This is a genomic window from Streptomyces sp. NPDC002564, from assembly GCF_042889645.1.
Lineage (GTDB): Bacteria > Actinomycetota > Actinomycetes > Streptomycetales > Streptomycetaceae > Streptomyces.
In genome coordinates, this window is sequence record NZ_JBIARE010000003.1 from 822502 (window position 1) to 849044 (window position 26543).

The 26543-nt window shown below is 72.5% G+C and carries 22 protein-coding genes and 1 tRNA gene; 9 read left to right on the top strand and 14 right to left on the bottom strand.

The features are described from left to right. Positions 1-390 precede the first annotated feature (390 nt). The 3 genes from ACFYXE_RS15120 to ACFYXE_RS15130 all read right to left on the bottom strand — a co-directional run bounded on the left by ACFYXE_RS15120 (position 391) and on the right by ACFYXE_RS15130 (position 1935). Positions 391-834 carry a UTRA domain-containing protein gene (locus ACFYXE_RS15120; protein ID WP_389312501.1) on the bottom strand — a complete coding sequence of 148 codons (444 nt, stop codon included), beginning with the start codon at positions 832-834 and terminating at the stop codon, positions 391-393. A 99-nt stretch (positions 835-933) separates the two neighbouring features. Then, positions 934-1134 carry a winged helix-turn-helix domain-containing protein gene (locus ACFYXE_RS15125; protein WP_389312503.1) on the bottom strand — a complete coding sequence of 67 codons (201 nt, stop codon included), beginning with the start codon at positions 1132-1134 and terminating at the stop codon, positions 934-936. 519 nt (positions 1135-1653) lie between these two features. Then, entirely contained in the window at positions 1654-1935 is a 282-nt protein-coding gene (locus tag ACFYXE_RS15130) for a hypothetical protein (protein WP_389312505.1), read from the bottom strand. Positions 1936-1995: 60 nt separating this feature from the next. Between ACFYXE_RS15130 and ACFYXE_RS15135 the strand changes: the two genes are divergently transcribed. Both ACFYXE_RS15135 and ACFYXE_RS15140 read left to right on the top strand, forming a co-directional pair. Next, a complete protein-coding gene (locus tag ACFYXE_RS15135; RefSeq protein ID WP_389312507.1) occupies positions 1996-2751 on the top strand; it encodes a GntR family transcriptional regulator in 756 nt (251 codons plus the stop codon). 343 nt (positions 2752-3094) lie between these two features. Then, positions 3095-3165 (top strand) — tRNA-Arg (locus tag ACFYXE_RS15140). Between the two features lie 599 nt (positions 3166-3764). Here the strand turns inward: ACFYXE_RS15140 and ACFYXE_RS15145 are convergent. Then, a complete protein-coding gene (locus tag ACFYXE_RS15145) occupies positions 3765-5702 on the bottom strand; it encodes an AMP-dependent synthetase/ligase (protein WP_389312509.1) in 1938 nt (645 codons plus the stop codon). Between the two features lie 255 nt (positions 5703-5957). Next, positions 5958-6638, bottom strand: coding sequence for a TetR/AcrR family transcriptional regulator (locus ACFYXE_RS15150; RefSeq protein ID WP_389312589.1), 681 nt, complete (start codon positions 6636-6638; stop codon positions 5958-5960). A gap of 78 nt (positions 6639-6716) precedes the next feature. Here ACFYXE_RS15150 and ACFYXE_RS15155 point away from each other — a divergent pair, with 78 nt between their 5' ends. The 3 genes from ACFYXE_RS15155 to ACFYXE_RS15165 are packed head-to-tail and all read left to right on the top strand — an operon-like array spanning position 6717 to position 10282. Further along, complete coding sequence (locus ACFYXE_RS15155) at positions 6717-7187, top strand: SCP2 sterol-binding domain-containing protein (protein ID WP_361179067.1); 471 nt, start codon at positions 6717-6719, stop codon at positions 7185-7187. A 13-nt stretch (positions 7188-7200) separates the two neighbouring features. Continuing rightward, entirely contained in the window at positions 7201-8487 is a 1287-nt protein-coding gene (locus tag ACFYXE_RS15160; RefSeq protein WP_389312511.1) for an acyl-CoA dehydrogenase family protein, read from the top strand. A 58-nt stretch (positions 8488-8545) separates the two neighbouring features. Then, positions 8546-10282: a hypothetical protein gene (locus ACFYXE_RS15165; RefSeq protein WP_389312513.1), complete on the top strand. Its 1737-nt coding sequence runs from the start codon at positions 8546-8548 to the stop codon at positions 10280-10282. Here the strand turns inward: ACFYXE_RS15165 and ACFYXE_RS15170 are convergent. From ACFYXE_RS15170 to ACFYXE_RS15180, 3 genes are all read right to left on the bottom strand, one after another. Next, positions 10279-11877 carry a von Willebrand factor type A domain-containing protein gene (locus ACFYXE_RS15170; protein WP_389312591.1) on the bottom strand — a complete coding sequence of 533 codons (1599 nt, stop codon included), beginning with the start codon at positions 11875-11877 and terminating at the stop codon, positions 10279-10281. The two genes, ACFYXE_RS15165 and ACFYXE_RS15170, sit on opposite strands and share 4 nt — an antisense overlap. A gap of 304 nt (positions 11878-12181) precedes the next feature. Further along, positions 12182-13072: an ABC transporter permease gene (locus ACFYXE_RS15175; RefSeq protein ID WP_361181375.1), complete on the bottom strand. Its 891-nt coding sequence runs from the start codon at positions 13070-13072 to the stop codon at positions 12182-12184. Beyond that, positions 13069-15729 (bottom strand): alpha/beta fold hydrolase, encoded by a 2661-nt coding sequence (locus tag ACFYXE_RS15180; RefSeq protein WP_389312515.1) that lies wholly within the window; start codon positions 15727-15729, stop codon positions 13069-13071. The genes ACFYXE_RS15175 and ACFYXE_RS15180 overlap by 4 nt, the downstream gene beginning before the upstream one ends. Before the next feature lie 109 nt (positions 15730-15838). On the opposite strand from ACFYXE_RS15180, the gene ACFYXE_RS15185 reads away from it, so the two are divergent. Further along, complete coding sequence (locus ACFYXE_RS15185; protein ID WP_361181379.1) at positions 15839-16258, top strand: GNAT family N-acetyltransferase; 420 nt, start codon at positions 15839-15841, stop codon at positions 16256-16258. Positions 16259-16362: 104 nt separating this feature from the next. Here the strand turns inward: ACFYXE_RS15185 and ACFYXE_RS15190 are convergent, their stop codons facing one another. The 6 genes from ACFYXE_RS15190 to iolC form a co-directional block, all read right to left on the bottom strand. Beyond that, a complete protein-coding gene (locus ACFYXE_RS15190; RefSeq protein WP_389312517.1) occupies positions 16363-17781 on the bottom strand; it encodes an APC family permease in 1419 nt (472 codons plus the stop codon). Positions 17782-18167: 386 nt separating this feature from the next. Then, a complete protein-coding gene (gene mmsA, locus ACFYXE_RS15195) occupies positions 18168-19679 on the bottom strand; it encodes a CoA-acylating methylmalonate-semialdehyde dehydrogenase (protein ID WP_361179264.1) in 1512 nt (503 codons plus the stop codon). A gap of 17 nt (positions 19680-19696) precedes the next feature. Next, a complete protein-coding gene (gene iolD / locus ACFYXE_RS15200) occupies positions 19697-21586 on the bottom strand; it encodes a 3D-(3,5/4)-trihydroxycyclohexane-1,2-dione acylhydrolase (decyclizing) (protein WP_389312519.1) in 1890 nt (629 codons plus the stop codon). Next, positions 21583-22395: a 5-deoxy-glucuronate isomerase gene (gene iolB / locus ACFYXE_RS15205; RefSeq protein WP_361179260.1), complete on the bottom strand. Its 813-nt coding sequence runs from the start codon at positions 22393-22395 to the stop codon at positions 21583-21585. The genes iolD and iolB overlap by 4 nt, the downstream gene beginning before the upstream one ends. Before the next feature lie 27 nt (positions 22396-22422). Then, entirely contained in the window at positions 22423-23307 is an 885-nt protein-coding gene (locus ACFYXE_RS15210) for a deoxyribose-phosphate aldolase (RefSeq protein WP_389312522.1), read from the bottom strand. Positions 23308-23452: 145 nt separating this feature from the next. Further along, complete coding sequence (gene iolC / locus ACFYXE_RS15215; RefSeq protein ID WP_389312593.1) at positions 23453-24379, bottom strand: 5-dehydro-2-deoxygluconokinase; 927 nt, start codon at positions 24377-24379, stop codon at positions 23453-23455. A 157-nt stretch (positions 24380-24536) separates the two neighbouring features. On the opposite strand from iolC, the gene ACFYXE_RS15220 reads away from it, so the two are divergent. The 3 genes from ACFYXE_RS15220 to ACFYXE_RS15230 all read left to right on the top strand — a co-directional run bounded on the left by ACFYXE_RS15220 (position 24537) and on the right by ACFYXE_RS15230 (position 26392). Further along, a complete protein-coding gene (locus tag ACFYXE_RS15220; protein ID WP_389312524.1) occupies positions 24537-25436 on the top strand; it encodes a sugar phosphate isomerase/epimerase family protein in 900 nt (299 codons plus the stop codon). A gap of 275 nt (positions 25437-25711) precedes the next feature. Then, entirely contained in the window at positions 25712-25909 is a 198-nt protein-coding gene (locus tag ACFYXE_RS15225) for a MarR family transcriptional regulator (RefSeq protein WP_361179250.1), read from the top strand. A 168-nt stretch (positions 25910-26077) separates the two neighbouring features. Next, complete coding sequence (locus ACFYXE_RS15230) at positions 26078-26392, top strand: heavy-metal-associated domain-containing protein (RefSeq protein ID WP_389312526.1); 315 nt, start codon at positions 26078-26080, stop codon at positions 26390-26392. The last annotated feature ends 151 nt before the right edge of the window (positions 26393-26543 follow it).

Here is a 26543-nt window from a genome sequence, read left to right on the forward strand (position 1 = left end):
CGGATACATACCTCCCGTAGATCTCCGTTGTCCGCGCTCTGGGCGGCTAAGCAAACGCTGACGCCGACAACCTAGGGCCCTCGTCACCTCGTTCCTGTTTAGCTGAGTCAGGCTGCGGCAACCGCTGGCCGCGGCTAGCGGCGACCCTGAGGGTTGACCTCAGGGCCCCAACAAGGTCCCTCGCCACAAGGCACAAGTCGTTCGGCGTCACCTTCTCCCCGGCGAGCAGCTCGACAGCCTGGTCCAGGACTTCGGAAGCCATTCCCAAGTGGATGGCTTCGGTGTTGTCGGCCAGGCGGGACAGGTAGCTGTTCGCGTTGTCGGTGCTCAAGTAGCAGGGCTGGCCCTCGGGTCCCGACCAAGGGAGGAGGCGCAGCTCGTTCGGTGTCGTCATCCTTCCCTCCTGTTCTCTGCGTGCGCGACGCGGGTGATGAAGTAGGCGTCTGCGCGGTGGCTGGGAAGGACGAGGAGCGCCGCCTCGATCACGCGTCCATTGCTGTCGATCGTCACGCGGGTGATGTCGAGCACCGCGAGGGTGGAACCGATCCGAAGAGTCTCGGCTTCTTCATGCGTCGGTAGGCGGGCTGTGAGGCGTTCTCGGATCTCTGTCGGTGGTGGGCAGTACTCCGCCGACCTCGTTCCGAAGGCCCGGCACGAATGCGGCTTACAGGGCAGGCCCTTCGGTGGCAGATCGGATGGCACGTAGATGCGGGCCAGGCTGTGTGGAGAGGTCCCGTCGTTGTGGAGGCACAGGAACTGAGTTAGTTCCGTGTTGGCCGGCACCCGCAGCAGAGGGACCAAGTGTCCTTGCGCCTGGAGTCGAGTAGTTCGCACATTGATCCGCAGCGATGGTGCAAACCCACTGGCCCCAGGGTGCGTTGGGCCGCCACCGACGTATGTGTGACGAGGCGACGCGTGACCGACGAAGTTGCCCTAGCCGTGGGTCTTCTCGACCAGGCCTTCGCTCTGGAGGAGGGCTAAGGCGCCTCGCAGCGTTGATGTGCTCACTCCGTACCGGGAAGCGAGGATCGTTTCGGATGGGAGGCGTTCGCCCGCTTTGAGTTCGCCGCCCGCGATCCGGGTTCGGATGTCGTCGGCGATGGTCTGGCGACGGGAGGGCACGATCTCGGTCACCGCCTTCTCAGCACTCGGAGAGCGATTAGGCGAGTTCGTGAGCCCATGGTCAGGAGTTCGCCCGACTCGAACCGGACCTGCTTGGCTCCTCCGGGAAGTTGGATGAGGTCAACTACTCGGTGCGGACTGCCACCGACGTTGATGACGTCCTCGCGTCGGATGTTGGTCGTGGTGATCTCGACCGGAACAGCTGGCGCTCCACGCGGCGCCCATGTCCTCACCGGAGTACCTCCAACGTGCTGCCACCGACGCTCACCGCATGGCAGCCGCAGCCGCATGTCTCGTAGATCAGAGGTACGTCCGGCGTGGAGACGGCCGGTGCGGACTGTGCGCATGCGCTGTGCTTGCCGACCGTGCACGCGCTCGACTTGTAGGGGACGGGGGTCTCGTGGGAGACGCCAGGGGGCTTGCCCAGCGACATCAGAAGGCCCCTGTCAGTACGAAGCCCGCGGGCGGGGTGTGCCGTATGCCGATGTAGCGGGCAGTACTGCAACTACCGTTGAACACGCTGATCAGCTCCTACCGCTGATTCCCAGGTCCCCGGACGTCGCCCGTCGCGGGGGTCTCTGTATGTACGGCGGCCCATAACGTGCGGCCGTTGAGGCTGTTAGCCAGGAGACCGAATCGGTCGACCTCAGCCACTGCTTTCAGGGCCTCCCGCCGCTTCTCGGACGGGAGCGAATCCGGTACCTCCGCCTCGATCACCAGGTGATGGGCGTGCGCTGTCACGCGCGGAGTGAGACCGAGCGCGGTCAGGCGAGCAGTGATGCCTTCGGCGTCTGCACTCGATGCAGTAGACACAGCTCCGCCCCCGTCATTTGGTAATCACTCTCCGTCAAGCTAGTGGACTAGATTTTCCATATGCCTGAGCAGCCGCCGTACCTTCGCATCGCTGACGTGCTTCGACGTCGGATCGCGGACCAGGAGTGGGCGCCAGGGGATCGCCTTCCCTCGCGCGCCCAGATCGCCGAAGAGTGTGCCGTCGGTGAGAACGTGATCCGCCGGGCTCAGGAGCTGCTGATTTCACAAGGCGTGCTTGAAGGGCGCGCTGGGTCCGGAACCTATGTCGCCGCACCTCGTCAGCGTGTACAGGTCGTCCGTTCCTCGGCTCGTGAGCAGCCCAGCGGGTCACCGTTTCGCGCCGACATGAGGGCCGCGGGCAAGCATGGCGACTGGGAGAGTCGTACCGAGGCCAAGGTCCCGGCGCCTGCCGAGATCGCGGGGCGGCTCGGTATGGATGAAGGTGATCTGACCGTCCGTACCGTGTACGAGTTCCTCGCCGACGGTCGCCCCGTCCAGTTGTCCACAAGCTGGGAGCCATACGACCTCACCGCCGGGACGCTCGTGGTGCTGCCCGAAGGTGGACCACACGCCGGCGCGGGAGTCGTGAATCGGATGGACTCCATCGGCGTCACCGTCAGCCATGCCGTCGAGCAGCCCGAGCCGAGACAGGCGACCGCCGAGGAGGCCTCTCTGCTCGGGATTCAGAAGTCCGCCCTCGTCACGCACATTCGGCGGACGTACTACAGCGACGAGGGACGGCCCGTCGAGACGGCGGACATCGTCGTGCCCGCCGCTCACTGCGAGATCGTCTACGAGCTCCCGATCAATCGTTGACCGCTCCGGGCCGTTGCGGCTCCAGTGGCTGACCATCGCATCTCCCGCACCCCTGAGGTTCCGTCAGAATTTCGCGCACAAGAGCCGGAGTCCGTACCCAAGTGGTCGCTTCAGTGCCTTGCGCCCTGCCGATCGGCACGTGCCTCAAAGCGTCGCGCCGACAACCAGCTTCGCTACCGCAACACTGCGGCACAGGAGGATGTAAGTCAGCTGCAAATATGACGCTTTTTGTGATCTTGATTCGCCGACACAGTGTCCACCTGCGACTCGGGGATGGCCTGTCGAATACGTGTCGAAGGCAGCGTCACAACGGGTCAGGAGAGAGAACTATGCGCAGGTCAGCGCCGGGCCGCCAGTCGATGAGCCAAGCGCCTTCTAAGCGCTTAGCCGCAGGATTGAGTCCTGCCGGGGGCGCTTCAGCCAACGTCGTCCGGTCCTCCGCCCCGGACGGCCCTCTTCTTGCTGGTTCGGGGAACGTAGAGAGCCGCCAGGCGGTGGTGGCGCGTGCGCGTCGCATCGCCTCGGTGGTCGTGGGGCCGTCCGGCGCTGTCGGGGGGCGCGTTCATGGCGGGGCCCGGTGTCAGGCGTCGTCAGGGGTGCCGGTCACTGCTGCTTGACCGGCGGGCAGGTGTCCGTTTCCTCGCCGATCGAGTTGATCTCCGCGTTCAAGCGGGTGTCGTCCGCGTGGTTCAGCTGGTCCGTGCACTTCTTGTCGGGCTTGGTGGGGTGCCCGTCTCCTTGCCCTGGGCAAGGTCCTTTGCGTCGTCGGACCGGGGGGTGCGGCTGCTCGTCCTTGTCTGTTTCTGTCGTGTCGGACAGTCGGCACGGTTGCCCGCGTTCCCTCTTGATCGACCTCAGGGCACGTTCGTGACATGGCAGTCGTCGGCTCGTGAGATCCGTCCGGCCGGGCGTCGTGCCGCCGTGTCGCGTGGGGGAACTTCCGGGCAGCGGTCGCACGTTGACCTTCTGAAGCCGGCGGCGCCGCCGGCCTCGCCAGCCGTGCTGCCCCGCCCTCAGCGGCCCCCGCCCGCGCCCCCGTACAACTCCTCGATCTCCGCCGCGTACGCCGCCGTCACCGCGTGGCGTTTGATCTTCAGGGACGGTGTCAGCAGGCCGTTGTCCTCCGTGAACTCGCCGCCGACGATGGCGAACTTGCGGATCGACTCCGCCTTGGACACCGCCGCGTTGGCGTGGTCCACCGCCTTCTGGACCTCCGCGATCATCTGCGGGTCCGCCGCGAGCTCGGTGAGCGCGGTGTCCGCGGGGCGCTTGCGGACGGTGAGCCAGTGCCGCACCGCCTCCGGGTCCAGGGTGACCAGCGCGCCCACGAACGAGCGGTTGTCCCCCACCACGATGCACTGGCCCACCGGCGCCCGGCTGCGCAGGCGGTCCTCCAGGACGGCCGGGGAGACGTTCTTGCCGCCCGAGGTGACGAGGATGTCCTTCTTGCGGCCGGTGATGGTCAGATAGCCGCTCTCGTCCAGCGCGCCCAGGTCCCCGGTGGCGAACCACCCGTCGGTCAGCGCCGTGTCCGTCGCCGCCGGGTTGTTCCAGTACGAGCCGAAGACGATGCCGCCCTTGATCAGCACCTCGCCGTCGGCCGCGATGCGGACGGCCGTGCCCGGCACGGGGAGGCCGACCGTGCCGGGGCGCGGCTTGAGCGGCGGGGTGATGGTGGCGGCGGCCGTCGTCTCGGTCAGGCCGTACCCCTCGTAGATGACGATCCCCGCGGCGTAGAAGAAGAGGTTCAGGTCGCGGTCCAGGGGCGAGCCGCCGCTGATCGCGTAGCGCAGGCGGCCGCCGACCTCCTTGCGGATGCGCCGGTAGACCAGCAGGTCGTACAGCGCCCAGCCGGCCCGCAGGCCGAGGGAGGGGCCCGGGCCGCCCCGGTCGAGGAACTTGTTCAAGTACGCCTCGCCGAAGCGCACCGCGATCCGCTCCGCGCGGTCGAAGGACGCGGCGCGGCCGATCTTCTCGGCCGTCGCCCGGCCCGTCTCGTGGATCTTCTCGAAGAGGTACGGGACGCCGACGACGAAGGTCGGCCGGAACGCCCGCAGTTCCGGGCGCAGTTCGTCCGGCTTGATGCTGGGGCAGTGGCCGAGTTCGATCCGGGCGAGCAGGCACGCGATCTGGATGCTGCGGCCCAGGATGTGGGCGAGCGGCAGGAACAGGAGTGTGGCGGCGACCTGCCCGGTGATCTCCTTGAAGATGGGGTGGAGCAGGTCGACGGTGTTGGCCGCCTCCGCGTGCAGGTTGCCGTGCGTGAGGACGCAGCCCTTGGGGCGGCCCGTGGTGCCGGAGGTGTAGCAGAGCGTCGCGATGGACTCCGGGGTGAGCGCCGAGCGGCGCTTGGTGACCTCCTCGTCCGGCACGTCGCGCCCCAGGGAGGTCAGTTCCGCCATCGCGCCGCCGTCGACGATCCGGATGCGCGGCCGGTCCGGGTGGCCGGACACCGCCTCCTCGGCCGTCGCCGCGTTCTCCGCGCTCTCCACGACGAGGTGCCGGGCGCCGGAGTCGCGGACGATCCACTCGATCTGCTCGGCGGACGACGTCGCGTAGATCGGCACGGTCTGGCCGCCCGCCGCCCAGATCGCGAAGTCCAGGACCGCCCACTCGTAGCGGGTACGGGACATCAGTGCGACCCGGCCGCCCGGTTCGAGGCCGTCCGCGATCAACCCCTTGGCCGCCTCGGTCACTTCGCGCGCGAAGGCGGCCGCGGTGACGGGGAGCCACTGGCCGCCCTGCTTGCGGCGCAGCACCACGGTGTCGGGGGCCTCGACCGCGTTGACGAACGGGATGTCGGCGGTGCTGCCCGTCGCGGCCGGCGCCACGAGCGCGGCGGTCCGGGCCTCGCGCACGGTGCCGTGCTCGTCCCTGACGAGGTCGACCGTGGCACGCTCGGCCAGGTCGCTGCGGCGCTGTGCCCTTTTCAGATCCTTGCGTACGCCCATGTCGGCTCCCCGGCTTCCGGTTCCCGGCTGATGTGCTGCGCTGCTCCGCGGTACGGGTCCGTAGACCTTACTCGGGAGTCAACTTACTGGCCCGTAAGGAAAATTCAATGGGTCGGACAGGATGATTCCCGTGCCGTGTCCCCCGCGCGGATCGCCCCGCCGCCCACCGCGCCGCCGCACCGAGGGCCATACGGACCGCCGGACCGCCGGACCGCCGCCCCGCCGCCCCGCCGCCCCGCCGCCCACGGCACCGCCTCACCCGTCCGCCCCCGGAACCCACACCTCGCCCTTCAGGACCCGGCCCATCCCCGCCCACACCATGTTCATCAGGCGCAGGGTCACCCCCTCCGGGGACTGGTCGGGGTGGCGCGTCATCCAGTCCGTCAGCGAGTCCGCCGCGCCGACCAGCGCGTGGGCCACGAAGTCCGCGTCCTCGTCGGACAGTTGGCTGTCCGGGCCGCTGTCCTCGATGCCCGCCCACACCAGGCCCGCCACCTGCGCCATCACCGCCCTGCGCGCCTGCGCGACGGCCGTCGCGATCGTCTCGCTCAGCTCGGAGGCCTGGCGGTGCAGCACCACCCAGCTGTCGCGGTGCTCGGCGACGAAGGAGAAGAACGCCAGGAGCCCGGCGTGCAGCCGGAGTTCGGGCGCCGCGCCGCTCGCCGTGGCCGCGCCCTGGAACGCGCCGACCAGCCGGTCCGCCTCCCGGCGCAGACAGGCGAGGAAGAGGCCCTCCTTGGAGTCGAGGTAGAGGTACACCATCGGCTTGGAGATCCCGGCGAGCTCGGCGATCTCGTCCACCGAGGCGCCGTGGTAGCCGCGCTTGGCGAAGACCTGGACGGCCACGTCGACGATCTGGCGCTCGCGCTCGGGGCGCGGGACCCGCCGCCTGCGCGCCGGGTTCGCCGCCCGTGCGCCCGCCGCCTCGCCGGATATGTCACTCACCCTTGTCAGCCTCCCTCGCCCCGCTTACCTTACTGCTTAGTAAGTTTACTTCAGGGTAAGGAGAATGCCGTGGCGGACGACATCAGCAGGATCGCCGAGCTCGACTTCGCCAGCGTGACGCCCGAGGAGTTCGCGCGGATCGTGAAGGGGCTCTCCGGCAAGGACATCGCGGCGATCGCCCGCGACGGCGCGCTGCGCGCCCGCGTCCTCCAGGAGGTCTTCGGGCGCATGGAGCGACAGTTCAAGCCGGACGCGGCGGGCTCCCTGGAGGCCCTGATCCGCTGGAAGGTCACCGGCAGCGACGGCAACGAGGACGTCGTGTACGAGACGGCCATCGCCGACGGCACCTGCACGGTCAGCGAGGGCCGTTCGAACGCAGAGCCGCGGGTCACGCTCATCATGGCCGACCCCGAGTTCCTCAAGCTCGTCTCCGGAAACGCCAGCCCCGTCACGATGTTCATGATGCGCAAGGTGAAGATCGCGGGCGATGTGGCGCTCGCGGCCGGACTCACCCGGTACTTCGACATCCCCAAGGCCTGAGGAGCGGCACGCCGTGGCATTCTCCCTCGAACTGACCGAGGAACAGCGGGACCTGCGCGACTGGGTGCACGGCTTCGCGGCCGGTGTGGTGCGGCCGGCCGCCGCCGAGTGGGACGAGCGCGAGGAGACCCCGTGGCCCGTCATCCAGGAGGCCGCGAAGATCGGGCTCTACGGCTTCGAGTCGCTCGCCGACCTGTTCGGCGACCCCTCCGGGCTCTCGCTGCAGATCGCCAACGAAGAGCTGTTCTGGGGTGACGCGGGCATCGGCATGGCCCTGTTCGGCACGTCGCTCGCCGTCGCCGGGATCTTCTCGGCGGGTACGCCCGACCAGCTGGCGGAGTGGGTGCCGCAGTGCTTCGGGGACGAGGACGACCCGAAGGTCGCCGCGTTCTGCGTCTCCGAGCCGCAGGCCGGCTCGGACGTCTCCGCGATGCGGACGCGCGCCGTGTACGACGAGGCCCGCGACGAGTGGGCGCTCACCGGCCAGAAGGCGTGGATCACCAACGGCGGCATAGCGAACGTGCACGTCGTCGTCGCCTGCGTCGACCCCTCGCTCGGCGCGCGCGGGCAGGCGGCGTTCGTCGTGCCGCCGGGCACGCGCGGGCTCGACGCGGGCCGGAAGATCAAGAAGCTGGGGCTGCGCGCCTCGCACACCGCGGACGTCTTCCTGGACGACGTGCGGGTGCCGGGATCGTGCCTCCTCGGCGGCAAGGAGCGGCTCGACGCCCGCCTCGCCCGGGCCCGCGAGCGGTCCGCCGCGGAGGCCGGTGGGGGTGCCGGTGGGGGTGCCGGGGGCGGCGACTCCGCTTCCGCTTCCGGTGCGGCCGGACGGCAGCGTACGCAGGCCGCGATGGCCACCTTCGAGGTCAGCCGGCCCACGGTGGGCGCCCAGGCGCTCGGCATCGCGCGGGCCGCCTACGAGTACGCCCTGGAGTACGCGGGCGACCGCGTCGCCTTCGGGCGGCCCGTCGTCGAGAACCAGTCCATCGCCTTCGCCCTCGCCGACCTGCGCACCGAGATCGAGGCCGTGCGGCTGCTGATCTGGCAGGCCTCGTGGATGGCGCGCAACGACAAGGTGTTCGACGCCGGGCAGGGCTCGATGTCCAAGCTGCGCGCCGGGGAACTGGCCGTCGCCGCGAGCGAGAAGGCCGTCCAGGTCCTCGGCGGCGCGGGGTACAGCCGGGAGCACCCGGTGGAGCGCATGTACCGGGACGCGAAGATCTACACGATCTTCGAGGGGACCAGCGAGATCCAGCGTCTGGTGATCGCCCGGGCGATCACCGGGCGGCACATCCGCTGACGGCCGCGGACCGGCGCCCCGGCTCAAGGCCTCCTTGACCTGCGCCGATCTAGCGTTCATGACCTCTACGCACTCTTCTGCCGGTCCCGCGCGGGACATCCGCGTCGGGGACCCGCCCGGCGCACGGACCACGGCGTGGCGGTGGGGCCTGCGCCCCGCCGTCTGGGCGCCCGCGCTGCTGATCGCCGTCGCCGGGTTCCAGCGGCGCTGGATGTCGGACGACGGGCACATCTACGTCCGTACGGTCCGGCAGGTCCTCGCCGGGAACGGGCCGGTCTTCAACCCCGGCGAGCGCGCCGAGTCCTCCACCGGCACCCTGTGGCAGTGGCTGCTCGTCCTGGGCGGCGCGACGGGGGCCGACGTGGCGTCGGTCGCGGTGTACGGCGGGCTGCTGCTCACGGTCGCGGGCTTCGTGCTCGCCGGGATCGGTGCGCTGCGGGCGCGCGGCGCGGGCGGCCTGGACGGACCGGGCGGACCGGGGGACGGCGCCCGCTTCCTCGTGCCGTGCGGCGCCGTCGTGCTGCTCGCCCTGCCGCCCGTCTGGGACTTCGCCACCTCGGGCCTGGAGACCGGGCTCGCCACCTGCTGGATCGCGGCGGCCTGGCTCGCGCTCGTCGCCCGCCCGCACGCCCCGGCGACCTGTGCGCTCATCGGGCTCGGCCCGCTCGTGCGGCCCGATCTCGGCCTGGTGTCGGTGGTCTTCCTGGCCGCGCAGTGGGTGACGGTCCGCCCCTCGTGGCGCGGGGCGCTCGCGGGCGCGGGGGTCGCGGGCGCGCTGCCCGCCGCGTACGAGATCTTCCGCATGGGGTACTACGGGCATCTGGTGCCGCTGCCCGGCGTCACCAAGGAGGCCTCGCGGAGCCTGTGGGGGCGGGGGGCGACGTATCTGTGGGACTTCGCCGGGCCGTACGGGCTGTGGCTGCCGCTCGCGGCCGTCGGCGCCGGGGCCGTCGTCGCCGGGCGCGCCCGGCTGCGGGCGCCCGTGGCCGCGCCCTGCGTCGCGGGCGTGCTGTGCTGGGTGTACGTCGTCAGGGTGGGCGGCGACTTCATGCACGCGCGGATGTTCCTGCCCGGCCTGCTCCTGATGCTGCTGCCCGTCTTCCTGGTGCCCCTCACCCGGGCGTGGGGAGCCGTCGCGGTCGTCGTCTGCGGCTGGGCCGTGGTGTGCGCGGGCGCCCTGCGGGTGCCCTACGGGGGCCAGGTCGGGCCGGACGGCGTCGCGGACGAACGCGGGGTGTACGTACGCCAGAACGCCGACCCGCACCCCGTGCACCACGACTTCTCGCACTCCCCCGGCAACTCCCGCTACCGGCACCTGGTGCAGGCCGCCGTGCGGTCCGGGCGGCCGACGCTGCTGGTCGGGCCGGTGCCGGTCGCCGCCACGGCGCCGTCGGTCACCGGCGTCCACAACACCCTCGGGCTCAACGGCACCGTCGTCCCGCTGGACGGTGCCGCGCTGGACGCCATCGGCCTGTCCTATCCGCTGGCCGCCCACTCCGGGGCGACCCGCGGCCGGGTCGGCCACGACAAGCACCTGCCCCGCGAGTGGGTCGTCGCCGAGCGCGGCACGGCCCGCGGCGCCGCGGCGCAGGGCCTCGACCCCGCCCGGGTCGAGGCCGCCCGGCGGGCCCTGCGCTGCGGGCCGCTCGCGGAGCTGCGGGCGGCGACGCGCGCGCCGCTGACCGCGGGACGGTTCTGGCACAACCTCACCGGGGCCGCGGCGCGCACGGCGTTCCGCTTCCCCACCGATCCGGTGCGCGCGGAGAGGGAGTTGTGCGGGCGGCCGACGCCCTAGGGCGTCTCGTTCCGGGGCGCCTCCGTGCCCGGCGCGTACGGGCCGTCCCCCGCGAGGCGGGCCGCCCGGTCGATGGCCTCCGCCAGCTCGCGCACCTGCCGGTCGCGGGAGGGCAGCGCATGGGCCCGGGAGGAGAGTTCGCCCAGGGTCGGGGTGCGGCCGGGCAGCGGGCTGCCCCGGTCGTCGGAGGCGGCGCCCGGCGGGGCGGCGGTGCGCAGCGCGTCCGCGAAGTAGGCGGCGGTCGCGGCGATCTGGAGCCCCCCGTCGGCCTCGCGCAGCGACGCGTCGAGGTCGGCGGCCGTCACGCTGCCCGACTCCTCGTGCGGGACCCTGCTCGCGGGGTCGAGCCAGCGCACGCTCGCCGTGGCGAGGTGGCCGGACGCGCCGGGCCTGGCGCGCACCGCGTACAGCGCGGTCACCGTGTGGCCGGGGCCGACCTCGCCGCCGTCCACGGAGTCGTCGCGGAAGTCGTCGTCGGCGACGGCGCGGTTGTCGTAGCCGATGAGCCGGAACCGCTCGACGGTCCGCGGGTCGAAGGAGACCTGCGCCTTCGCGTCCCTGGCGCGCAGCTCGACGTGGGCGGGGAGCTGTTCGCAGAAGACCTCGCGGGCGTCGTCGGCGTCCGACACGTAGGTGGTGTGGCCGTCGCCCCTGTCGGCGAGCCGTTCCATCAGGGCGTCGCCGTAGTCGCTGCCGACGCCGACGCCGAAGAGGGTGATGCCGTGCTCGCGGCGGGCGTCGGAGATCCGCTCCAGGATGCCGTCGGCGCTGGTGTCGCCGGTGTTGGCGAGGGCGTCGGAGAGCAGCACGACCCGGTTGGTCGCGCCCCGCTCCTTGCCGCGGACGGCCGTGTCGTAGCCGGTGGCGATGCCCGCTTCGAGGTTGGTCGACAGGGTCGGCTCCAGGCCGTCGATCGCGCGGTGCACGCGGGAGCGGCCGGGGCCGCTGTCGCCGATGCGGGTCATCGGCAGTACCGTCTTCGCGGTGTCGCTGAAGGTGACCAGCGCGACCGAGTCGTCGGGGCGCAGCCGGTCGGTCATCAGGGCGAGCGACTTCTTGGCGAGGTCGAGGCGGCCCGGCTCGGCCATGGAGCCGGAGACGTCGATGACGAAGGTCAGGGCGGCGGGCGGCCGTTCGGACGGGTCGGGTTCGGCGCGGGTGGCGAGGCCGACGCGCAGCAGCGACCAGCCGTCGTCGCCGGTGCGGGCGCCGTCCACGCTGACCGAGAAGCCGTCGCCGTCCGGCCGCGGGTAGTCCTGGCGGAAGCTGTTGACGAACTCCTCGGGGCGCACCGTCGCCGGGTCGGGCAGCCGTCCCTCGGCGAGGGTGCGGCGCGCGAAGCCGTACGAGGCGGTGTCGACGTCCAGGGCGAAGGTGGAGAGGTGGTCGGGTGGCGGCACGGCGTCCCTGCGGGCGTCGTCCCGCTCGCCGTCGGGCCCGCCGGGGGTCGCCGCGTCACCGCCGGGGGCGGCCGGGGCGGGGAGCGGCGCGGAGCCGTTCCGCCTGGCCTTGCCGTCCGCGGAGGTCCCGCTCGCGGCACCGCCCCCGCTGCACCCGGCCAGCAGCAGCCCGCCCGCCACGACCACGGCGAGCAGCCCGTGCCGGGGACGACGGGGTTGTGGTGAGGGCAGGGGGTGCGGGGGCTGCTGTGACAGGAGAAGCCCCCCACTCCATGCCCCCCGCACCCCACCTTGCCCACGTGGCCCGTATGTCCCGCACATCCTCCGGATCCGCATCTCTCCCCCTCGCGTCGGCTTCGGCATCGGCTACGTGCCTGTGACGCGCAGGGTCCTCCGCGGGATCGCCCGGAAGCATTGCGGAAGCGTCTCGATGCGGCCACGGAGCCGGGAGGGGGCGGGGCGGGGGGCTAGAGCGGCACCGCCCCTACGACACCCGCCCTCACGACACCACGTCCTTGCGGGAGAACCCCCGGAAGGCGAGCGCGAACAGCACCAGCGCGTACGTCACGGAGATCGCCGAGCCCTGGATCATGCCGCCCCACTCGGGCTGCTGCTGGATGGCGTCGGCCCAGGCGAACTGCCAGTGCGCGGGCAGGAAGTCGCGCCAGTCGCCGAGCGCGGTGACCGCGTCCAGGACGTTCCCCACGATCGTCAGGCCGACCGCGCCGCCGACCGCGCCCAGCGGGGCGTCGGTCTTGGTGGACAGCCAGAACGCGAGCCCCGCGGTGACCAGTTGGGACACGAAGACGTACGCCACGACGATCGCGAGGCGGCGCAGCGCCGTGTCGGCGGGCAGCACGCCGCCGGTCGGGATCTCCAGCGGCCCCCACCCGTACGCCGCCGTGCCGATGACGAGCGCGACGAGGGGCAGCAGCACCATCGCGGCGGCGCTCAGGCCGAGGCCGACGGCCATCTTGGACCAGAGCAGCCGGGCGCGCGGCACGGGCGCGGCGAGCAGATAGCGCAGCGAGGACCAGCTCGCCTCGGAGGCGACGGTGTCCCCGCAGAACAGCGCGACGGGGATCACCAGCAGGAAGCCCGCCGACACGAACAGGCAGGTCGCGGCGAAGTTGGCGCCGGAGGCGGTCGCCGTGTCCATCAGGGTCACCCGGCCGCTGCGGGACTCGGGCGAGCCGCCCGCCACGGCGAAGGCGATGACGAGAACGACCGGGAGGAGCGCCATGATGGCGCCCATCACGAGCGTGCGGCGGCGCTTGAGCTGGCGGACCGCCTCGACGCGCAGGGGCAGGGTGCGCCGGGCGCGGTAGCCGGGCGCGGTGGCCCGCTCGGCGGGGGCCGCGGGGCGCTCGGGCGGTGCGGTGGCGGTCATGCGGCGCCTCCTCCGATCAGGGTGAGGAACGCGTCCTCCAGGCGGCGGTGCGGCCCCACGGACCGCACGGGGACGTCCAGGCGGACCAGTTCGGGCAGCAGGCGTTCGGCGCCGGCGTGCTCGGTGCCGTCCATGCGGACCAGGAGGCCGTCGTCGGCGCGCTCCGCCGACGCCACGCCGGGCAGCGCCGCGATCTTGTCGACCAGCGGGTCGGGGATCGCGGAGGCGAGGCCGACGAGCAGGGTGTCGCCGGAGCCGACGATCTCGGCGACCGGGCCCGCCTGCACGAGCCGGCCGCGGTCCATGACGACCAGGTGCGTGCAGGACTGCTCGACCTCGGCGAGCAGGTGGCTGGAGACGATGACGGTGCGTCCCTCGCGCGCGTAGCGGATCATGACCTCGCGCATCTCGCGGATCTGCGGCGGGTCGAGGCCGTTGGTCGGCTCGTCGAGGATGAGCAGGTCCGGCAGGCCGAGCATGGCCTGGGCGATGGCCAGGCGCTGGCGCATGCCCTGCGAGTACGTCCGCACGGCGCGGGACAGGGCGTCGCCGAGCCCGGCGATCTCCAGGGCCTCGTCCAGGTGGGCGTCGTCCGCGGGGCGTCCGGTCGCCTTCCAGTACAGCTCCAGGTTCTCCCGTCCCGACAGGTGCGGCAGGAAGCCCGCGCCCTCGACGAACGCGCCGACCCGGGACAGGACGGGTGCGCCCGGCCGGATCGCGTGCCCGAAGACGCGGATCTCGCCCGCGTCGGGGCGGATGAGGCCCATGAGCATGCGCAGGGTCGTCGTCTTGCCCGCGCCGTTCGGCCCCAGGAGGCCGAGGACCTGGCCCTTCTCGACGGTGAAGGAGAGGTCGCGGACCGCGTACCGGTCGGTGGACTTCGCGTACCGCTTGGTCAGGCCGGTGATCCGCAGCGGCACCTCGGCGAGCCCGGGGTCGGGCGCGGGGGCGGCGGAGCGGCGGCGGGCGGTGGCGAGCAGCGCGAGGGCGATCACCGCGCCCGCGGCGGGAAGCCACCACACCCAGGCGGGCAGCGGGGCGGCGGCGGTCTCCACGCCGGGCGCGGTGGGGACCTGGAGGTCGCCCTTCAGGGCGACGGTGTACTGGGCGGGGTGGGTCGGTGAGGCGTAGCCCAGGTCGGTGGAGGTGAGCACCAGGCGCAGCCGGTGGCCCTTCTGGACCTTGTGGTCGACGGCGGGCATGCGCAGCTCGACGTCCTTGCCCCGGCGGGCGTCCGCCACCCGGACGGGGGCGACGAGCTGGGAGGGCAGCACCTTCTGCTTGCCGCCGGGCCCGACGTCGTACACCTTCGCGAACAGCACCGCGTCGTCGGAGGTGGACTTCACGTGGGCGCGCACGGTCGGCGTCCCGGTGATCCGCAGGTCCTTGCCGAGCGGCGCCGAGTCGAAGCGGGCGTGCTGGCCGGGGAAGTCCACGGAGACGCCGACGCCGAGCGAGGCGAACTGGGAGAGGCGGCTGCCGCCGACGCCGGGGAGTCCGGAGATGGCGGGCGGGCTGGCGCCCGCGGGGTTGTCGAAGGTCTGCTCGCGTCCCGTGAGCGGCACCGCGCGCGGGCCGCTGCGCAGCCCGGGGTAGGCGTCGGCGCTCGCGCCGCGCTGCTGGGCCGCGCCGTCGGTGGAGTCGACGCCTCCGGTGCGGGTGACGCGGAACGCCGGGCCGGTGTCGGCGCTCCTGTCGTCCTTCAGGTAGCGGTCGAACCACGTGGTGACGCGCTTTTCGACGCGGTCCTGCTCGCTGTCGCCGCCGTCGTGGCCGCCGGCGATCCAGTCGACGGACACGGGGGCGTGGTGGGCGCGGATGCCCCGGGCGATGGCGTCGCCCTGGGTGAGCGGGAAGAGCGAGTCGGTCTGGCCCTGGGCCAGGAAGGTCGGCACCTTGATGCGGTCGCCGACGGCGGCGGGGCTGCGCTCGGCGAGCAGCTTGCGCGCGGCCGCGTCCGGCTTGCCCGCCTCGGCGACCCGCTCGTACATGGCGCAGAGCTGCTTCTCGAACTTGTCGCAGCCGCCACCGGTGTTGATGAAGAGCCCGGCCCACAGCTTCTTGAAGACGCCGTCGGGGAAGAGGGCGTCCGCCAGGTTCCAGTACGTGATCTGGGGGGCGATGGCGTCCACCCGCGGGTCGCGGCCCGCGGTGAGCAGGGACACCGCGCCCGCGTACGAGGCGCCGGTGAGGCCCACGCGCGGGTCGCCGTCCTTGTCGAGGCGGACCTCGGGGCGGGTGGCGAGCCAGTCGATCAGCTTCGAGACGTCGGCGACCTCGCCCCGGGGGTCGTTGAGCCCGATCTTGCCGGTGGACTTGCCGAAGCCGCGGGCGGACCAGGTCAGGACGGCGTACCCGTCGGCGGCGAGCTTCTGAGCCTGGGCCCGCACGTCGGCCTTGCTGCCGCCGAAGCCGTGCCCGATGAGGACGGCGGGGCGCTTGGCGTCCGGGGAGCCCGCCGTGAAGTACGAGGTGTCGATCCGCGCGCCGCCGGTGTCGACCATGCGGTCGCTGCGGTGCACGGCCGGTCCGTCGTCCGAGGCGGCCGCCGTCCAGGTGCCCACGCCGGCGAGCACCGCGACGGCGGCCGCGGCGGCGAGAAGCCGGCGCGGCCCGCGCGGCCCGGGAAATCTGGCCCTGGGCAGTCGTAGATCCATGCCGTCCACCGTACGGGCGCCGACCGACAACGGAGGCGGCCGCCGGTCTGAACCCGGCGGCATCCCCGGGGAGTAGACTCCCCGCCCGCGTACCGCGATCGTGGTACGCATGGAGATCCGCCGTGCGACGACCGTCGCCGAAGTGATGGCCGCCGCGCACCTCTTCGACGGCCCCGCCCGCCCCGACGCGACGCGGCGCTTCCTCGACGCCCCGGACCACCATCTGCTGCTCGCCCACGACCCCGGCGACCCCGGCGTGCCGGTGGGTTTCGTCAGCGGCGTGGAGACGCTCCACCCCGACAAGGGCGCGGAGATGTTCCTGTACGAGCTCGCGGTCGCCGGGCAGGCCCGCCGCCGCGGCACGGGGCGGGCCCTGGTGGAGGCGCTGGCCGCGCTGGCGCGGGAGCGGGGTTGCTACGGGATGTGGGTCGGCGTGGAGCCGGACAACGACGCGGCGCTGGCGACGTACCGCAGCGCGGGCGGCACGGACGAGGGCCGGTTCGCGTCGGTCGGCTGGGACTTCGCCTGAGCCGCGGGCGGGCCGGTCCTGCGCGCGGGACCGGCCGTCCGGTGCCCGGAAGTCCTCCGGCCAGGACTCCTCCGGCCGGACTCCTCCGGCCAGGACTCCTCCGGCTAGGACTCCTCCGGCACGCTCACCAGCCACCGCGTCTCGCGGTGCGGGCGCAGGTAGAGCGCCCAGTAGAGGGTCGCCGCGGCCACGATGCCGCCGGTCCAGGCGAGGTAGGACAGCTCCTGCCGGCTGAGCACGTACGCGAGGACCGCGATCAGCACCACGGGCACCGCGGGCCACAGCGGCATCCGCCAGGCCGCGGTGGTGCCGTGCGTGCCCCTGCGGGCCAGCAGCGCGGCGACGGCCACCAGGATGTACATGCCGGTCACGGAGACGCCGGTCACGCCGTACAGGGTGTCCAGGTTGACGAAGCACAGGAGCGCGCCGGGGACGCCGACCAGGAGGGTGGCCACCCAGGGGGCGCCGGACGCGCCGAGCTTGGACAGGGCCTTGTTGACCGGCGAGGGCCATGCCTTGTCGCGGGCGGAGGCGAACAGGACGCGGGAGTTCTGGATGACCATGACGATGCCCGCGTTGATGATCGCGAGGGCCACGCAGAGGCTGACGAACGTGCCGACGGCCGAGCTGGACCAGGCGGTGACCATGCCGCTGATGTCGCCCCCGGTGAGGGCCGTGAGGTCCTCGGCGCCCATGGTGATGGCGATCACCGGGACCAGGATGATCACGGAGGAGATGGCGAGGGTGGCGAGGACGGTGCGCGCGACGTTGCGGCGCGGGTTCTCCATCTCCTCGGAGAGGTAGACGGCGGTGGAGAAGCCCTGGGTGACGAAGAGGGCGATGGCGAGGCCGGAGACGATCAGCATGGCGGTGACCGGGTCGACGCCCGCGGGCCCGGAGCCGGAGGCCACCGAGAGGTCCGTGAGGCTGCCGGCGCCCCGCTGGGCGTGCGTGAAGCCGAGGACGGCGACGACGCCCGCGGCGACGACTTCCAGGACCAGGAAGATGCCGGTGATCCACGCGTTGGCGCGCAGGTCGAGCAGGCCCGCGAGGGTGGCGAGGATCATCACCCCGGCGCCCGCGTAGGAGGGGTCGAGGTGGATGACGGGCGCCAGGTAGTCGGCCGTGCCCATGGCGATCACGGGCGGCACGATCATCACGACGAGCAGCGAGAGGACGAAGACCAGCCAGCCGGCCAGGCGTCCGGCCATCGTGGAGACCATCGCGTACTCGCCGCCCGCGCTGGGGATGAGGGTGCCCAGCTCGGAGTAGCAGAACGCGACGCCCACGCAGAGCAGCGAGCCGATGGCGATGGTGAGCGCGGTGGCGGTGCCGAGCGAGGAGAAGAGGTCGGGCACGACCACGAAGAGCGTGGAGGCGGGCGTCACGCACGAGAGCGTGAGCAGGGTGCCGCCGACGACACCGATGGAACGCTTGAGCTTCTGGGGGTTTCCCGGGTCGGCTGCCGCCGCCGAGGGGGCCTCGGTGACGGCGGACTGGGGCGGGCGAAGCGTATCGGTCATGAAGCGCGGTTCCGATCGACTCGTGCGGCAGGAGTTGCGGGCGGGAGCGCTATCGCCTCCGAAGGCTGCTGAGCTGGTCTTTCTTTCGCTCCCGGCGCGTCATCGAACCCCGGCGACAACCGGAACGTCAACGGTCATTTACCTACGGAATCCGCAGCGGCACCGCAGGCCAAGTCGCCTCACTTTCCCAAGAGTTTGCCCCTGGAGGTCGCAATGAACATGCCGACAGTGACTATGACCTTGATATTGCAGGCAGATGAACTCGGAGACATTCGGTGCCCGAATTGCACCCTGTGCACGGGAACCGCAAGGACGGCGTCAAAAAAGAATCAGGGCCGTCCGGATACCGGACGGCCCTGCTCCACGAACGGTCACACCACGGTGACTCAGTGGTTGCGCGGGAACCCGAGGTCGACGCCGGACGGCGCGTCCGAGGGGTCGGGCCAGCGGGTGGTGACGACCTTGCCGCGGGTGTAGAAGTGCGTGCCGTCGTTGCCGTAGATGTGGTGGTCCCCGAAGAGGGAGTCCTTCCAGCCGCCGAAGGAGTGGTAGCCCACCGGCACCGGGATCGGCACGTTCACGCCGACCATGCCCGCCTCGATCTCCAGCTGGAAGCGGCGGGCCGCGCCGCCGTCCCGGGTGAAGATCGCGGTGCCGTTGCCGAACGGCGAGGCGTTCATCAGCGCCACGCCCTCCTCGTACGTGTCCACGCGCAGCACGCACAGGACCGGGCCGAAGATCTCGTCCCGGTAGGCCTTCGCCGTGGTCGGGACGCGGTCCAGGAGCGACAGGCCGATCCAGTGGCCCTCCTCGTGCCCCTCGACCGTGTGGCCGGTGCCGTCCAGGACGACCTCGCAGCCCTCGGCCGCCGCGCCCGTGACGTACGAGGCGACCTTGTCGCGGTGGGCGGCCGTGATGAGCGGACCCATCTCGGACGTCGGGTCGTTGCCCGGACCGATCTTGATCTGCTCGGCGCGCTCCTTGATCTTCGCGACCAGCTCGTCGGCGATCGCGCCGACGGCGACGACCGCCGAGATGGCCATGCAGCGCTCGCCGGCCGAGCCGTAGGCGGCCGAGACGGCGGCGTCGGCGGCCGCGTCCAGGTCGGCGTCCGGCAGCACCAGCATGTGGTTCTTGGCGCCGCCGAGCGCCTGCACCCGCTTGCCGTTGGCGGAGGCGGTGGTGTGGATGTGCCGGGCGATCGGCGTGGAGCCGACGAAGGAGACGGCCGCCACGTCCGGGTGCTCCAGGAGGCGGTCGACGGCGACCTTGTCGCCGTGCAGCACGTTGAAGACGCCGTCCGGCAGGCCCGCCTCGCTCAACAGCTCGGCGATCTTCATCGAGGCGGACGGGTCCTTCTCGCTCGGCTTGAGCACGAAGGTGTTGCCGCACGCGATGGCCAGCGGGAACATCCACATCGGCACCATGGCCGGGAAGTTGAACGGCGTGATGCCCGCGACGACGCCCAGCGGCTGGCGGATGGAGGAGACGTCCACGCGCGAGGCGACCTCGGTGGACAGCTCGCCCTTCAGCTGGACCGTGATGCCGCAGGCCAGGTCGACGATCTCCAGGCCGCGGGCGACCTCGCCGAGCGCGTCGGAGTGCACCTTGCCGTGCTCGGCGACGATCAGCTCGGCGATCGCGTCGCGGTTGGCGTCCAGCAGCGCGCGGAACTTGAAGAGGATCGCGGTGCGCTTGGCGAGCGAGGAGGTGCCCCACGTCGCGAAGGCCTCGCGGGCGGAGGCGACGGCGGCGTCCACCTCGTCCACCGAGGCGAAGGCGACCTGCGTCGTGACGGCGCCGGTCGCCGGGTCGGTGACCGGGCCGTACGCCCCGGACGCGCCCTCAGCACGATCGACGGTCTTCCCACCGATCCAGTGGTTGACGGTCTTCGTCATGACAAGCATCCCTACTCTCACAGGTGGCGGCGTCGGGCAGTGACGTGCCGGTCGTACTCTTCCCTGGCCCTGACCGCGGACACCCGGGTCGCGGTCTCGGCCACGGGCACATCCCACCACGCCTGTGCCGGGGGCGGGCCCGACACTGTGTCTGCCGTTTCCGTCTCCACATAGACACATGTGGGCCGGTCTGCCCCGCGCGCCTCGCGCAGCGCCTCCCGCAGGTCACGGATGGTTTTGGCGCGCAGCACCCGCATCCCGAGCGAGGCCGCGTTCGCCGCCAGGTCGACCGGCAGCGGGCCCTCGGTGTACGCGCCGTCCGGCGCCCGGAAGCGGTACGCGGTGCCGAACCGCTCGCCGCCCACGGACTCCGAGAGGCCGCCGATGGAGGCGTAGCCGTGGTTCTGCAGGACGACGACCTTGATCGGCAGGTTCTCCTGGACGGCCGTGACGATCTCGGTGGGATTCATCAGATACGTGCCGTCGCCGACCAGCGCCCACACCGGCCGCCCCGGGTCGGCGAGCGCGACGCCGATGGCCGCCGGGATCTCGTAGCCCATGCAGGAGTAGCCGTACTCGACGTGGTACTGCCGGGGCGAGCGGGCCCGCCACAGCTTGTGCAGGTCGCCCGGGAGCGACCCGGCGGCGTTGATCAGCACGTCGTCGTCGGTCACCAGTGCGTCGAGGGCGCCGAGGACCTGCGTCTGGCTCGGGCGCACGTCCGGCTCGTCGGACAGGAAGGCGGCGTCGACCCGCTGCTCCCACCGCGCCTTGTCGCCTCGGTAGTCGAGGGAGAAGGCGGGCTCGACGCGGTACCCGTCCAGCTCCCGGGCGAGCGCCTCCAGGCCGGCCCGGGCGTCGGCGATCAGGGTGGCGCCCGCCATCTTGTGGCCGTCGAAGGGCGCGACGTTGAGGTTGAGGAAGCGCACCCCGGGCGACTCGAAGAGGGTCCCGGAGGCGGTGGTGAAGTCGCTGTAGCGGGTGCCGACACCGATCACCAGGTCGGCCGCGCGGGCCAGTTCGTTCGCCGGGGCGGTGCCGGTGTGGCCGATGCCGCCGACGTCCGACGGGTGGTCGAAGCGCAGCGAGCCCTTGCCGGCCTGGGTGGCGGCCACCGGGATGCCGGTCGCGTCGGCGAGTGCGCGCAGGGCGTCCTCGGCGGCGCTGTGGTGGACGCCGCCGCCCGCGACGATCAGCGGGCGCCGGGCCGCGCGCACCGCCTCGGCGGCGGCGGCCAGTTCGCGCGGGTCGGGCGCGGGCCTGCGCACGGTCCACACCCGCTCGGCGAAGAACTCCGCGGGCCAGTCGTACGCCTCGGCCTGCACGTCCTGGGGCAGCGCGAGGGTGACGGCGCCGGTCTCGACGGGGTCGGTGAGGACCCGCATCGCGGCGAGCGCGGCGGGGATCAGCGCCTCGGGGCGGGTCACCCGGTCGAAGTAGCGCGAGACGGGGCGCAGGCAGTCGTTGACCGACACGTCGCCCGCCCAGGGCACTTCGAGCTGCTGCAGGACGGGGTCGGCGGGCCGGGCCGCGAAGGTGTCGCCGGGCAGCAGCAGGACGGGCAGGCGGTTGACGGTGGCGAGCGCGGCGCCGGTGACCAGGTTGGTGGCGCCGGGGCCGATGGAGGTGGTGACGGCGTGGGTGGACAGCCGGCCGGAGTGCCGGGCGTACCCGACGGCGGCGTGCACCATGGCCTGTTCGTTGCGCCCCTGGTGGAAGGGCATGTCCTCGGCGTGCTCGACGAGCGCCTGGCCGATCCCCGCCACGTTGCCGTGCCCGAAGATGCCCCAGGTCGCGCCGATCAGCCGCTGCCGGGTGCCGTCCCGCTCGGTGAACTGCCGGGCCAGGAAGCGCACGAGCGCCTGCGCGCTGGTGAGCCTGACGCTGCCCGCAGGGGTCTCCGTCATCGGTATCCCTCCGTGTGGTCGGGGTGGAAGCAGATCCGCCATTCCCTCTCCTGCCCGGGCCCCGCCATCACGTTCAGGTAGTACATCGCGTGCCCGGGCTGGGCGACGGAGGGGCCGTGCCAGCCGTCGGGCACGAGCACGGCGTCCCCGGTGCGGACCTCGGCGAGGACGTCGGTGCCGCCCTCCCGGGACGGGAAGACACGCTGGTAGCCGAAGCCGTCCCGGCCCTCGCGCGCCTCGATCTCGAAGTAGTAGATCTCCTCCAGCTCCGCCTCGACGCCCGGGCGGTGCTCGTCGTGCTTGTGCGGCGGGTACGAGGACCAGTTGCCGCCGGGCGTGATCACCTCGACGGCGATCAGCCGGTCGCAGTCGAAGGCGTCCGCGGAGGCGAAGTTGCGCACCTCGCGGGCCGTGCCGCCGCTGCCGCGGCGCTCCACTGGTACCTCCGGCGCGGGGCCGTAGCGGGCGGGGAGTCGACGCTCGCACTTCGCTCCTGCCAGGGCGAAGCGGCCTCCCGCGCCGGAGGCGATCTGGATCCGGGCGTCGCGCGGCACGTAAGCGAAGTCGGAGACTCCGCTGAACACGCTCTCGCGGCCCAGCAGTTCGATGATCCCGTCTGCTGTCCGAACCGTACAGCCGCCGGTCAGCGGGAGCACGATCCATTCACTCTCCCCGGTGGCGAAGGAGTGCAGCCCGCCCGGCCCGAGCTCGACGACGCGCAGCCGCGAGTAGGCCCAACCGGCCCGTTCGGGGTCGATGGACAGGGCGTACGGACCGTCGACCGCACTCCCTTTCGGTACGTACGTCATGGGGGCCTCCTGAGCCTGTCCGCGCCGCTACAGCAGTCCTACGGCGGTGTCGACCGCCCCCGCCACGTCCCCGTCGGGCGGGTAGAGCAGGGCCCTGCCGACGACGAGTCCCTGCACGGTGGGCAGCTGCAGGGCACCGCGCCACTTCTCGTACGCGGCGTCCTGATCGTCCCCGATGTCGCCGCCGAGCAGCACGGCGGGCAGCGTCGAGGTCTCCATGACCCGGGCCATGTCGTCCGGGTTCTCCGTGACGGGGACCTTCAGCCAGGTGTACGCGGAGGTGCCGGCCAGACCGGAGGCGATGGCGATGGACCGGGTGACGGCCTCGGCGCTCAGGTCGTTGCGGGGCGGCCCGGTGCCGTCGCGGGCGGTGAGGAACGGCTCGACGAAGACCGGAAGCCGCCGCTCCGCCATGGCGTCGACGACGCGGGCCGCGGAGTGCAGGGTGCGCAGCGAGCCCGGGTCGGCGTAGTCGACGCGCAGCAGCAGCTTGCCCGCGTCGAAGCCGAGCCGGTCGAGGTCCTCGGGCCGGTACCCGGTGAACCGGTCGTCCAGCTCGAAGGCGGCGCCCGCGAGTCCGCCCCGGTTCATCGACCCCATGACGACCTTGTCGTCGAGGGCGCCCAGGAGCAGCAGGTCGTCCAGCACGTCGGCGCTGGCGAGCACGCCGTCGACGCCGGGCCGCGACAGCGCGAGACAGAGCCGTTCGAGCAGGTCGCCCCGGTTGGCCATGGCGAGCGGCGCGCGCCCCACGCCGAGGGACCCGCGCGCCGGATGATCGGCGGCGATGATCATCAGCCGCCCGGCACCCCCGAGCAACGCCCGCCGCCTGCGCCGCGCGGCAGCCTCCCCGATGGCCTCGGGATGCCGAACCCGAGTCCGCACGAGCGCCCCCACATCAACACCCGTCACGACGGCACCCTTCCAGACAATTCAGCCCCTCCGGCGTTTGAGGAGCGGGGGCGAGGGGCGGAGCCCCATGCCAGCCCCTCCGGCGTTTGAGGAGCGGGGTCCGGGGCGGAGCCCCGTGTGCGGCACCCCCGTGCGACGGGACCGCTCACGTGACCTCCCCCCGTTCGACGGCCAGGGCGACCTCGCCAGCAAACGGCATGGCGGAAGAACACTCCAACCGCGAAGCGACAATCGCCCCCGCCGCATTGGCGTACCGCATGATCCGCTCAAGACCCCACCCCGCGAGCAGCCCGTGGCACAGCGCCCCGCCGAACGCGTCCCCCGCGCCGAGCCCGTTGAGCACCTCGACCGGCAGCGGCGGCACCTCGGCCGACTCGCCCGCGCGGTTCATCGCGAGGACGCCCCGGGGCCCCTGCTTGACGACGGCCAGTTCGACGCCCGCGTCGAGCAACGCCCGCGCCGCGGCGAGCGGTTCGCGCTCCCCCGTGGCGATCTCGACCTCGTCGAGGTTGCCGACGGCGACCGTGGCGTGCGCGAGCGCCGCCGCGTAGTGGGGCCGCGCCTCGGCGGGGTCGGCCCAGAACATCGGCCGCCAGTCGAGGTCGAAGACGGTGGTCCCCGCCGACCGCGCGGCGAGCCCCGCCAGCGTCGCCGACCGGCTCGGCTCCGCGCACAGCCCCGTCCCCGTCATCCAGAAGATCCGCGCCGCCGCGATCGCGTCGAGGTCGAGCTCGCCCGCGTACATCTCCAGGTCGGGCGCCTTCGGCAGCCGGTAGAAGTAGAGCGGGAAGTCGTCGGGCGGGAAGATCTCGCAGAACGTGACCGGCGTCGGCAGGCCCGCGACCGCGCTCACCCAGCGGTCGTCGACGCCGAACTCGCGCAGCGCGCCGTGCAGATAGTCGCCGAACGGGTCCTCGCCGGTCCGGGTGATGACGGCGACGCGGCGCCCGAGGCGGGCCGCGGCGACCGCGACGTTGCTGGCCGAGCCGCCGAGGAACTTCCCGAACGCGGTCACCTCGGCGAGGGGCACCCCGGCCTGCAGGGGGTACAGGTCCACCCCGATCCGGCCCATCGTGATGACGTCGTACGGATCGCTCACCCTGCACGTCCCTTCCTCGCCCGCGTGGCACCCCAGGTCTAATCCCGCCCCGGGAGCCCTGTCAACATTTTGTCCTTACATTCGGACCACTGCTTGACACTCCTCCGAGGCGGCCTGGACGCTTGCCGGCATGACGACGCTGTCTCGCATCCGGATCGGTTCGGCGCCCGACTCATGGGGCGTGTGGTTTCCCGAGGACCCGCGGCAGGTGCCCTGGCGCCGCTTCCTCGACGAGGTCGCGGAGTCGGGGTACGAGTGGATCGAGCTCGGCCCGTACGGCTACCTGCCCACCGACCCCGCCGAGCTCACCGCCGAGACGTCCCGGCGCGGCCTCAAGGTGTCCGCGGGCACCGTCTTCACCGGGCTGCACCACGGCCCGGCCGTCTGGGACAGGACCTGGGCGCACGTCGCGGACAACGCGGCGCTCGCGCAGGCCATGGGCGCCGAGCACCTCGTCGTCATCCCCTCCTTCTGGCGCGACGACAAGACCGGCGAGGTCCTGGAGGACCGCGTCCTGACCCCCGCACAATGGCGTGAACTGACCACTCAGACCGAGCGCCTGGCCCACGAGGTGCGCGAGCGGTACGGCCTGCGGGTGGTGGTGCACCCGCACGCGGACACGCACATCGACAGCGAGGAGAACGTCACCCGTTTCCTCGACGCCACCGACTCCGGCCTCGTCTCGCTCTGCCTGGACACCGGCCACTACGCCTACTGCGGCGGCGACAGCGTCAAGCTCATCGAGACGTACGGCGAGCGCATCGGCTATCTGCACCTCAAGCAGGTCGACCCGGCGGTGCTCGCTCAGGTGCGGGCCGAGGAGCTGCCGTTCGGGCCCGCGGTGGGGCGCGGCGTGATGTGCGAGCCGCCCGCCGGGGAGCCCGCCCTGGAGCCGGTCCTCGCCGCGGCGCAGAAGCTGGGCGTCGACCTGTTCGCCATCGTCGAGCAGGACATGTACCCGTGCGCGCCGGACCGGCCGCTGCCGATCGCCCGCCGCACCCGCTCCTTCCTGCGCTCCTGCGGCGCCTGAGGAGCGCCGCACTCCGCCGACCGCGCGTCCCGCCGCGCGCCGCGTGCGCGCCGGGGCGCCGCACCCTGCCCATGCGTCGCTTCTGTCACAAACACCGCCCTTCTGTCACGCATGTCTCGTGTACGCGGGTCTTGGGTCACAGGCGGTCGACAGCCGCTCCCCCATGGTCACTCTGCGTCGTTCACCGGGCACAGGCTGAGTGATCGCCGCGCGCAGCGCCCAGCTCCCCCGTCGGCCTTTCGGTCGCCCTGGGCGCGCGCAGGGAGGTGCCACCGATGACCGACCGCAGGCTCTGGTCGTACAAGGAGATCGCCGCACACATCAGCGTGCAGCCCGACACCGTGCGCTCCTACCGCAAGCACGGGCTGCTGCCCGACCCCGACCACGTGGAGAGCGGCAAGCCCTACTGGTACGCGGACACCATCCGCGCCTGGGTCGCGGCGCGCCCCGGCAACCGGGGCCGCAGGGACTGACGTGGCGCACCCGCCCGGGCGCCACCCGGCCGCCGTGCGGCCCCACCTCGTTGAGAAATACCCCCTAGGGGTATAGTCTCGAGTGTGTCAGGAGGTCACCGGGACTCCGGGGCCCCCTCCTGCACGCTACGCCGCATACGTACACCCCCCTTCCCCGAGGAGAACGACATGAGCGCCCAGACCGAGCTCCCGCAGGCCGAGACGACCGGCTCCTGCTGCTCCCCCAGCGGTTCCTGCCACTCCGACGCCGGCCAGGCGCCGCAGGGTGGCGTCACCACCGTGTACGAGGTCACGGGGATGACCTGCGGGCACTGCGAGGGCGCCGTGTCCGAGGAGATCTCGGAGCTCGCGGGCGTCAGCTCCGTCAAGGCCGTCGCCTCGACGGGCCGGGTGACCGTGGTCTCCGAGGCCCCGCTGGACGAGGCCGCCGTGCGCGCCGCCGTCGACGAGGCGGGCTACGAGCTCGTCGGCGTCCAGGCCTGAGTCCCGCCCGCGGCCGCGACGTCTGACCGGCCGCCTGCCGGGTACCCCGGGCCCGGGGGGGGGGGGGGCCCCCCCCCCCGGCGCGGGCGCGGGGCGCCCCCCCCCGCCGCCCGCCCGCCGGGCCCAGGGCCGCCGAGAGCCCCCCCCCGCC

Bases quoted from the DNA above. Each gene is read 5' to 3' on its own strand.
- ACFYXE_RS15145 (WP_389312509.1), bottom strand. From the start codon at position 5,702: ATGGGCGTACGCAAGGATCTGAAAAGGGCACAGCGCCGCAGCGACCTG.
- ACFYXE_RS15190 (WP_389312517.1), bottom strand. From the start codon at position 17,781: ATGACCGATACGCTTCGCCCGCCCCAGTCCGCCGTCACCGAGGCCCCC.
- ACFYXE_RS15180 (WP_389312515.1), bottom strand. From the start codon at position 15,729: ATGGATCTACGACTGCCCAGGGCCAGATTTCCCGGGCCGCGCGGGCCG.
- iolB (WP_361179260.1), bottom strand. From the start codon at position 22,395: ATGACGTACGTACCGAAAGGGAGTGCGGTCGACGGTCCGTACGCCCTG.
- ACFYXE_RS15185 (WP_361181379.1), top strand. From the start codon at position 15,839: ATGGAGATCCGCCGTGCGACGACCGTCGCCGAAGTGATGGCCGCCGCG.
- ACFYXE_RS15230 (WP_389312526.1), top strand. From the start codon at position 26,078: ATGAGCGCCCAGACCGAGCTCCCGCAGGCCGAGACGACCGGCTCCTGC.
- ACFYXE_RS15225 (WP_361179250.1), top strand. From the start codon at position 25,712: ATGACCGACCGCAGGCTCTGGTCGTACAAGGAGATCGCCGCACACATC.
- ACFYXE_RS15175 (WP_361181375.1), bottom strand. From the start codon at position 13,072: ATGACCGCCACCGCACCGCCCGAGCGCCCCGCGGCCCCCGCCGAGCGG.
- iolD (WP_389312519.1), bottom strand. From the start codon at position 21,586: ATGACGGAGACCCCTGCGGGCAGCGTCAGGCTCACCAGCGCGCAGGCG.
- ACFYXE_RS15220 (WP_389312524.1), top strand. From the start codon at position 24,537: ATGACGACGCTGTCTCGCATCCGGATCGGTTCGGCGCCCGACTCATGG.
- ACFYXE_RS15135 (WP_389312507.1), top strand. From the start codon at position 1,996: ATGCCTGAGCAGCCGCCGTACCTTCGCATCGCTGACGTGCTTCGACGT.
- iolC (WP_389312593.1), bottom strand. From the start codon at position 24,379: ATGGGCCGGATCGGGGTGGACCTGTACCCCCTGCAGGCCGGGGTGCCC.
- mmsA (WP_361179264.1), bottom strand. From the start codon at position 19,679: ATGACGAAGACCGTCAACCACTGGATCGGTGGGAAGACCGTCGATCGT.
- ACFYXE_RS15165 (WP_389312513.1), top strand. From the start codon at position 8,546: ATGACCTCTACGCACTCTTCTGCCGGTCCCGCGCGGGACATCCGCGTC.